An 8,691-nucleotide genomic window follows, 5' to 3' on the forward strand; every position below is an offset into this window, starting at 1 on the left:
CAGAATTTAATCGAGGCCAGTCCAGTCTCGTGGTGATTCCGTATGGTGGCGATACCACCATGGACGACCGGAGGCGATGGCCCCTCTCAGAATGCTGAAAATGCGAGTACAGATCGTTCTGACAGTCCAGCCTGAACGGTCGAGAATGACGAAAAATAAAATGATGCCGGTGCAAATCCAGAAGGTTGTTTTGGAGGGAAAGGGGCATATAAACAGATAAATCATGGTGAACGGCAGAGGTACGCCCTGGATGTTGACTGGCGGTGTTGCATATCGCCAGAAACCTTCTCTTTTCATGACCGTAACTCCCCTGGCGGGATAAAAAGAATCGCTTCTCTTCGGTCAACTTCATTCCGGATATACATTTCCAGAATCTGGTCCCGGATACGGCGCTTCTCCTGCCGGATTATGGCATCAATGTGATGCCCCCACTCTGCATGCGGCATTCCGGAAAGATTGTCGCGAAGCTCATCGTTAATGACGATATATTCCCGGACGGCTTTACGACCACCGTCATTTGTTCTGACCAGAACCTGAACCAGAATGAACTGCAACAGTGACAGGACAGCCCAGGCCATCGAATCCCTGATGACAGGGGGAAACAGCCCAAGAAGACGTGCCAGCGTTTCACCAGGAGATTTCGTATGCATGGTGCTCAGGCAGTAATGCCCGGTGTTGCCTGCCTGTACCGCTGCGTCGGCGGTTTCGTTATCCCTGATCTCACCAACACCGATAATTTCGGGATTACGTCGTACAGCAGAACGCAGTCCGGCAGCAAAACTGACCACATCACGCCCGATTTCTGCCTGATGCGGTGGGAGCAGATCGTTTTCATTTCCCAGGATATATTCCACCGGGTCTTCATATGTCACGATTTTGGCGTCGGGGAAATTGTCCATAATGTAACGGTACAGTGCTGAACACAGCGTTGATTTTCCTGACCCGGTTTCACCACATACAAATCCCAGACCGCTTTTGCAGACCATTGCTTCAAGCAGGTCTGGTTCAATGTTCATGGAGAGAATGTCCGGTATTTCTGTCGGGATGACACGCATGGTTATTGAGACTGCTTTCTCCTCTGCACCAGATGTGCCCTGAATGAGGTGAGAGCGTAACCGGATGCGTTCTCCGCGTTTAAGACCATAGCGACCGGATGCATCCCCGTTAATCTGTATCGTCCTGTCAACCGGATTGCCTGCCAGAACGCGGGGAACGACTTCCCGACCGAACAGTTCATCAATCAGGGAGGACATGAGTGTGGTTGGTAACGTTGCACTGGAACAACGCACCCGTCGGCCAAAGCGACTGACAGATACAGGTGACCCACCGGTCAGATCCACATCACTGACTTTATGTGCGGCACACCAGACAAAGAAATGCCGTAATTCATCTGCAGTGAAACGCTGAAACGGAAAAAGACCAAACTCATCAGGAATATTCATCGGGAGCCTCCTTCAGTGCCTATAAGCGGACGCCAGTGAGATTTCTGAAGATTGAATTCCGCATGATTTTTAAGGCGACGAACACGATCTCCAGTGACCAGTTTTTTCCCGTCACCTGTAACGGTTTGCATTTGATCAGAAACATCCGGACGGGTGATCATGCCCTGACGCCAGAGAAGTGAGTACAGCATCATGCCCCGGTAATCACGGGTGAGGGTTTTCTGGTTGGCTTCAAGCGTCAGGTCGGCGTTTTGTCTTCCTTCCTGCCATCCCTGCCGTAATGCGGTTTCCCACACTTTTCGTTGCACGCTGTCTTCTGGAACGACGCTGCCTTCTGTACCCGGAGTGGCTGTTGTTGAAAGCCCCCGGAGAAGCCAGTCACGCCAGCCCGGTGGATTGCTGACAAAGCGTTCAGGGCGAATGATGGTCCAGACCCGGGAAGAGGTCCGGATTTGATCTGGCGTGATATGAGCTACGTCCTGTGCTTCATCAATAACCGGTGGTAGCCAGCCTTCCGGGCTAATCAGTGGCCGGAAATCGTATAAGGCATTAAGTGTGCTTTCCCGGGCGTTGAGTGCCTGAATCAGCTCCCATGAACGCTGAGCCTTGCCACCACGAAATCCAAGCGTTTTACCTGCGTCGGTCAGCATTTTCCAGCGTGTTTCTGACAGACTATCCGGCTTTTCACTTCGTGGTTTAAGCCATGCATTAATGTCAGGTGGTGGCGTATTGACACCACCTGGCGAGATGGTAGGGGAAGAAGAACAACCAGTAAGCAGTATTACTGGCAAAATGAGAGAGGTGAGTGCTTTCATTTTTTCCGGTTCTCCGGCTGCATGAAGCTGACCTGTAACAAGCCCGGATATTGATGGATTGTTGCTCTCCAGGCTGTCTGGGCTTCAATAAGTCTCAACGTATTGGAAAACGTCATATCCCGGACGTGAAGGTTGACTGGTAACGGCAGGCGGACACCATTGTAGTTAAACTGCATCCCCCTGACTCTGGCCAGTTCGTTCAGTAATTCAATTGCATCACCTTCCCAGTCAAAGGAAAGGCGATCGCTGTTAGCTGTCAGAAGATGAGACCCCGTTGAAACCGGAAGTTGGCCGGAAAACACACCTTTGTCCCATAATGTGTACTGAGTGTGCCGGGTAACCGCCACATCAGAGGCAGCACCGTAGTTACGCGGAACAGGAGTATGCTGAGAAGGGGAGTTGCAGCCAGCCAGAAAAAGGGCGGCAAGACACCCCGCAGGTATAATACGGTTCATAATAATTCCTGAGCAGTTAAATCAGAATGGGATATACCGGTGCTCCGGTACAGACAGGATGATGTTTGTTTCCGGCTATACTTGCGTTACCGGAAATAAATGCCAGTGTGGCCAGGTAAATAGCCTCATAGTTTACTGAAGGTGATTATTCCTGATACTGGCTGGTTGATGTGTCGTCAGACATAAAACGAATATGAGCGTAATCTTTAACGCTCCGCGCCGAATCGATCCATGATGGATGACTCGACGATTTATGAATCGAACGTACCGGCGCTTGTCCCTGAAACAGTTCCCGGCCCTCGTCCGGATGACCTGCAATTCAGACAGGCACATGTGCCCGTACACTCTTGTATCTTACTGAGTATATCAGAATTTATGTAAATTCAAATATCCTCTATGCCTCTTTGTTGTATTTTCCGTCAAGTATGAGCCGGGTACCATCGTAATGCATGATCAGGGCATCAAGGTACGCCGGTTTGAATTTCTTGCCGAGCCTATCTCTGGCCAGAAATGATAAACAATGATTATGTGTCATTATTACTATGTTCCTTTTATGAGATTCTCTTGCGATTGATTCAAGCGTCTTATAAAGATCATTATTGCAGTCTGATAAACTGTCCATAACGACGGGGTCTTTACCGGAGAAGAATTTTGCAGTTTGTATGGTTCTTACCGCATTGCTGGAGTAAATATCATATTCACTGAAGATTGTTGCGAACTTAATACCTTCCTGCTGTGCTTTCTCTGTACCGGTAATAGTGATTCCGCTTTTATCCGAATAGCATGGCATATCTGAACGGTCGCAACGTTCTCCATGGCGGAAAAGGAAAATAACGGTGTTATCAGCATTAATTTCTTTTGCCTGTTCTAGGGTGATATCGGGAAGCGAGCTTTTTGCTTTTGTCACTGCAGCTACCAGGAAAACAGAAAATAAAAGAATGAATGCTGTCTTTGAATAAGAAGAACGTGGTTTCATCATGTTATTTAAAATGAATATAAAAATACCCCCGGGTTTAGTGCCGGGGGCGGGGACAGTAATCAGAAAGTGAACTGAAGTTGTGCCATTGCACCGTAATCGTGGTCAGTTCCTACCAGGCCGGAAACATCGATATGTACGACGTCAAATGGAGAGATACCAACGCCAGCGGTGAAGGCGCTTCCGGAGTTTGATGCCATGTTCTGACGATAACCGGCACGCAATTGCGCCCATTTCCATGCGTTAAATTCAGCACCAACACTTGCAAACTGACGTTTGCTGTCAGAAGTGAAGCCACTGGCAGGAGTCAGATCAACGTCAAGAGCAGTGGTAAACAGGTCATTATGCCAGGATACACCGGCGGTTGCCTGTGGACGAACTTTGAAGGTTTCTTTAAAGCCATTGACGACTTTAGTATCAATACTGCGTGGAATGATGTTCTGGGCAACAAGACCGACAGTCCAGTTGTCATTCAGGTCTGTATAAGCACCAATATCGGCGTTGAATCCGTTTTTCGTGTTGTGGTACTTGTCACCGTCAAAATCGTCTTTGTCGTAATCACGAACCGTTACGTTGTAGTTAAACAGGTCCACACGCTGATATTTTGGTGTGACGCCAAGAGACCATTTTTGTCCGGCCGTTTCCAGTTCTTTGGCAAATGAAATTCCGACGTCGGTAATTACAGCTGCACGCCCGAATGCGCGTGAGGTCAGGGCATTCTTATCGACGTCGGTAATTGTTCCATTGGCAACTTTGTCCAGATAATCCAGGTCTGCATCGTTTACTTTTCCGTTTACGCTGACAGTTCCGTAAGACTTGACCATAAGGGCAAACGGCAGAGTGTCATTTGCCATGGCTGCTACAGCTGATACACCTACCTGAGCATCTGCATTGATATTGCGGAATTCCTGCAGACGATGTTTAAGATTTGCCGCTGCCTGTTGTACGCCATGCTGGTTATCTACAGCACTGTCAAACAAATCCCAGTCATCTTTAACATCATCAGCTTTATTTGATACATCATTAGGATCAGCAACTTGTGCCCCAACAGACGGCAGAAGAAGGCTGAAATCATCATTGCTGTTGTGCTTTGTCAGTAAAGCCGGGTTTGCCAGAGGTGCCACACCATAATGGGAAGATGCTACCCCGGTGCCACCCATTGCATCGTTACGCGCTTCAAAATATGACGTCGCTGCTGCAGCGTTAAAGGAAAATAATACAGCAGATGCAATGATGGTGCGGGTAATATGATTTTTCTTCATCATTTAATTTCCTGTTTATCAGAATTTAGACAAAACAACGCTATGACACGGATGTGCCGTAATTTTTTACTTTGGTACTATCTGGTATTTACCAGGGTAATAAAGACGTATTAAATAAGCTAACAGGTAGTATTTGCCCTGTAATAAGGTTCTCGGCAAGGCCAGGTCTCAACGTGACGCGTCGCAAAGACATTGTTGTATTCTGCCTGGTTGTATATTCAGTTAACCATTTTCTTTTTTCATCGTTCAGAAGTGTTGGTGATAATGATAGTGCCGGATATATTACAGAGCCATTTATTTCTTTTTCCTGTCTCAATATTACCCCGCAATATTCTCTTTTCGTGTTTCCTGCGAAGGGGAAACTATGCCAGAAAATAACTTCAGTGTTGCTGCTATTATTAATAAGCATTCTGAAATTATCAGCAGTATCTGGCCATTCACCGGACAACGCTATCGGATAGTTTTCATGGCCATTCAGCCAGTCCGGATTGAGATTAAAACATTCAGCAAGATGTTCGAGAGCGTCAGCTGAAAGATAGTCTGCAAGTCTGGCCGGGTCCTGTATAACCGTGGAGCGGATATTCCATGGCGACAGCAATGTTGCCAGTAATGGCGCATTTATATCATGCGACAGCATGATGTATTCAATTCTGCTTATTATGTTTCCTGTGGTGTTATCCGCAGGCATAAACATATTATGAAGAGCATCCTCAAGCAGGATTCGGGTTAAATCAGCGGTGGATATGGCTAATTGTTCGCTCATTATCCCCAGAACTTCTCTTACCCCTTGTGGGTAACGGACCTGCAGAGGTGTCGGGTTTATCTGACGACCGTTGATGAGTTTTTCGCCGATTGCTTTTTTGTCCAGCGAGAGCATCATTCGGGCCGCAATACCGGTCGTATTCAGTCTCATTGTTCCTCCGACTGAAAAAGTCTTTTCAGCTCATGTGGTTATTGTATCTTCGGTGTTTTTTCTGGTGAAACGAATAATTTCGATCATGCAGATCGAATGTGTTTGGCGAGTTGTTGCAACTCGCCTTTCTGTATGTGTTTTGAATGATGTTTACAGCGGGGTGCTGCCCGGGTTCAGAGGGCAAATCATAATGTAGTCAGGGTCGTTAACAGGTAACGCTCCGGGAGATGGGACACGTTCGCCTTTCTGTGCTGCAATGGCCAGTGTACGCAACAAAACCTCACTGGCGCGGTGAACTGCTTCCTCTTTCGTTGTGGCAGTGACGTGAAGGTTATCAAAATCACCGATCTCAATACGATGCGCTTTCTGCCCATTTTCTTCATCGATGGTCGTGATATGGGCAGGATACGGCACAAACCATGCTGCCACTTTTTGTGTCTGCCGCCGGCGGGCATCAAGCTTACTGACCAGTTGCCATGCACGAAGATGAGTATACCGTTTCAGCATATTCATGGAACGATGTCCTGATATTGCAGCAATCTCCATTACATTCAGGCTACCCAGTTCGAAGAAGCGGCTTATTGCTTCATGCCGTAGATCGTGAAAATGCAGGTCCTCGATGCGAAGTCGTTGTGTGGCTATTCTCCAGGCATTTTTAAAGCCGGATGCGGTGTAATCAAAAACATTGCCGTGGAGATTAACGGGCATCATCTGAAGAAAGTTACGGGCACGTCTGGACAGAGGAACATCCCGTGAGTGACCGTTTTTGGTTTCAGGTAAATGAGCCACACCGTGGCGCAAATCAATGTGTTCCCAACGTAAGGCCAGTATTTCGCCCTGCCGCATGGCTGTTTCAAGGGCAAGATGGAAAATGACATACAACATCAGATTTTTTTCGCGGAAATAGCGAGAAAGGCGACGTTCTTCTGAAGACGTTAGCCGACGATCTCGTCCGGAGGATACTTTCGGCTTGCGAACCAGTTCAACCGGGTTAGTACGACAGGTTCCCCATTCAACACGAGCAATATTGAACAGAGATGACAGAAGGGCGAGTTCAAGACGTACAGTATTACCTGTAATGGCTTTACCCGTTCGGGGGTTGATTTCTGCTAAACGAACGTCTCTGTATGTAGCAATATCAACGGTTGTTATTTCGTCCATATTCCGAAGGGCAATGGGATATCGCTTGATAACATTGCTCCGGTAAAACTCCTGTTGATGCCCTTTCTTGTGAACAGAAACTGTTTTCAGGTACTTATCCAGTGCGCGTGACAGGGACATTTTACGGATGCGTGGAGACGGCATGCTAACCTCAAAAGAGGAAAAAATAATGCCAACAATCATTCTCTGCAAGCGTGCCAATCCGGTACCTGGAAATCATCATCAGCGTCGATATGGACGAATATAAAAACATTTACGTTATATCCCAAAAACACACAGGTCTTAGGGAGGTTTAAACTGTGTATTAACACCTATCGTATTGACGGGCGTGAAATGGCAGAAACAGAAGTCGTTCCTATTGACATGCCTGACTCTAACGGCGAGATGACTTGGCAAGCCAAAAACTACACACAGTATTCGTCCTACTTTATGAAGATTACTTGCTTGAAATAGCTTATTGGCAAATGGCATATACAGTTATTGAACCATTCTGATCTTCGGTTGTATCGCACGCAGCCGACCATGAGTTATTGGCTGATGGGAATGACCTGGTAAGCCATATGTAACCAGTTCGTGAGGTGCATATTCCGCCGCCACCTGTAACACGTTTTCCAGTTGGACAGGTAGCTGTTGCTCCAGGAAAGCGCCAACCTGTCGCCTGTGCTGTAGCAATTTGAAGCTCACCAGATCCTACCTTTCTCCAGGTACCGGATTGGCACTGGCCTACGTGCCAATCCGGTACCTGGGGCGCTCCTAAAATTCAATTCACAACGCAGACCTACAACATAGCTAAAAACACTCGTAATTTAAGGCTCGGGGTCCATGCATATTGCTCATGGACTTACCTGAATGGCTCACCCTTTGGTGGTTTTCAACAGGTATATTCCGACCAAAACAACGTTTGGTATGTGAGTAATTATGCTTGGGGAAATTATGAGTCTGGTGGGACCATATCAGTCACATGCCTCAATCTTCCTGGTGCTGGAGTTTAATTAAAGGGGCAACAGTAGGCATCGACATGTTCCTCATCAACACCATCACCAATACCGTACATGCGTGTTCCAGTCATAATGTATCCAGTCGGACATTGAATCGGCTTGTAATAGATCGAACCACCACTCTTACCGCCGATAAAGTGATTCATTGCTACGGATGATTTGTACCAATTACATGCTGAGTAATTAATTTTATTACCCCCTGACCACCGACCGGATTGGCACGTAGGCCAGCAGCGCCAGCAATTTAATCTCAGTTCTGACACGCGACGACATAACTACATTTTCCGGTTAAATCAGCTCTAAATGTCCCTTTATGGAAATTGTATTCATCATAAAAACCACATTTAACAATTCGATTTGCATCATAAGTTGCAACTGATCCAGCAAAGTAATTCGGCTTCCAACCTTGAGGGTTTTCTGCATTGCTCACACTCCATGAGCACTGACTGGCAGAAAATCCTGTTGGCAGCGGTATTTGCTGACCATTTGCTATACGACCAGTTATCACCGTACTACCAGAATTGCTTTTACGCCAGGTACCGGATTGGCACTGGCCTACGTGCCAATCCGGTACGTGGAGGACAATAGGTGGAAAACTCAAAGTTACTCAGCTTTCCACCACAGGTTATCTGGGGCAATTCGACTTCTGTGCCATTGCCAGAATGGGCA

The 8,691-nt window shown here is 47.1% G+C and carries 8 protein-coding genes; all 8 read right to left on the bottom strand.

Features of this window, described 5'->3' with window-relative positions:
* Positions 1–6: 6 nt before the first annotated feature.
* The 8 genes from ACJHXB_RS23935 to ACJHXB_RS23970 all read right to left on the bottom strand — a co-directional run bounded on the left by ACJHXB_RS23935 (position 7) and on the right by ACJHXB_RS23970 (position 7,168).
* Positions 7–297, bottom strand: a complete 291-nt coding sequence (locus tag ACJHXB_RS23935) for a hypothetical protein (protein ID WP_001299214.1) — start codon at positions 295–297, stop codon at positions 7–9.
* Positions 294–1,442, bottom strand: a complete 1,149-nt coding sequence (traJ, locus tag ACJHXB_RS23940) for a plasmid transfer ATPase TraJ (RefSeq protein WP_001024976.1) — start codon at positions 1,440–1,442, stop codon at positions 294–296. Before traJ ends, ACJHXB_RS23935 begins: the two co-directional genes overlap by 4 nt.
* A complete protein-coding gene (traI, locus tag ACJHXB_RS23945) occupies positions 1,439–2,257 on the bottom strand; it encodes an IncI1-type conjugal transfer lipoprotein TraI (protein ID WP_000646097.1) in 819 nt (272 codons plus the stop codon). The genes traJ and traI overlap by 4 nt, the downstream gene beginning before the upstream one ends.
* Positions 2,254–2,712 (bottom strand): IncI1-type conjugal transfer lipoprotein TraH, encoded by a 459-nt coding sequence (traH, locus tag ACJHXB_RS23950; RefSeq protein WP_001079808.1) that lies wholly within the window; start codon positions 2,710–2,712, stop codon positions 2,254–2,256. Before traH ends, traI begins: the two co-directional genes overlap by 4 nt.
* A gap of 394 nt (positions 2,713–3,106) precedes the next feature.
* Positions 3,107–3,691, bottom strand: coding sequence for a histidine phosphatase family protein (locus ACJHXB_RS23955; protein ID WP_000977520.1), 585 nt, complete (start codon positions 3,689–3,691; stop codon positions 3,107–3,109).
* Between the two features lie 59 nt (positions 3,692–3,750).
* Positions 3,751–4,953 carry a conjugal transfer protein TraF gene (locus tag ACJHXB_RS23960; RefSeq protein ID WP_000976357.1) on the bottom strand — a complete coding sequence of 401 codons (1,203 nt, stop codon included), beginning with the start codon at positions 4,951–4,953 and terminating at the stop codon, positions 3,751–3,753.
* Positions 4,954–5,038: 85 nt separating this feature from the next.
* Entirely contained in the window at positions 5,039–5,863 is an 825-nt protein-coding gene (traE, locus tag ACJHXB_RS23965) for a conjugal transfer protein TraE (RefSeq protein WP_015058912.1), read from the bottom strand.
* A gap of 150 nt (positions 5,864–6,013) precedes the next feature.
* Positions 6,014–7,168, bottom strand: a complete 1,155-nt coding sequence (locus ACJHXB_RS23970) for a tyrosine-type recombinase/integrase (RefSeq protein WP_001139955.1) — start codon at positions 7,166–7,168, stop codon at positions 6,014–6,016.
* Between the last annotated feature and the right edge of the window lie 1,523 nt (positions 7,169–8,691).

The sequence above is a fragment of the Escherichia sp. WS3227_2 genome (genome assembly GCF_046486495.1).
Taxonomy (GTDB): domain Bacteria; phylum Pseudomonadota; class Gammaproteobacteria; order Enterobacterales; family Enterobacteriaceae; genus Escherichia; species Escherichia coli.

Coding starts and splice junctions, on each gene's coding strand:
- ACJHXB_RS23935 (WP_001299214.1), bottom strand. CDS start 297: ATGAAAAGAGAAGGTTTCTGGCGATATGCAACACCGCCAGTCAACATC.
- traJ (WP_001024976.1), bottom strand. CDS start 1,442: ATGAATATTCCTGATGAGTTTGGTCTTTTTCCGTTTCAGCGTTTCACT.
- traI (WP_000646097.1), bottom strand. CDS start 2,257: ATGAAAGCACTCACCTCTCTCATTTTGCCAGTAATACTGCTTACTGGT.
- traH (WP_001079808.1), bottom strand. CDS start 2,712: ATGAACCGTATTATACCTGCGGGGTGTCTTGCCGCCCTTTTTCTGGCT.
- ACJHXB_RS23955 (WP_000977520.1), bottom strand. CDS start 3,691: ATGATGAAACCACGTTCTTCTTATTCAAAGACAGCATTCATTCTTTTA.
- ACJHXB_RS23960 (WP_000976357.1), bottom strand. CDS start 4,953: ATGATGAAGAAAAATCATATTACCCGCACCATCATTGCATCTGCTGTA.
- traE (WP_015058912.1), bottom strand. CDS start 5,863: ATGAGACTGAATACGACCGGTATTGCGGCCCGAATGATGCTCTCGCTG.
- ACJHXB_RS23970 (WP_001139955.1), bottom strand. CDS start 7,168: ATGCCGTCTCCACGCATCCGTAAAATGTCCCTGTCACGCGCACTGGAT.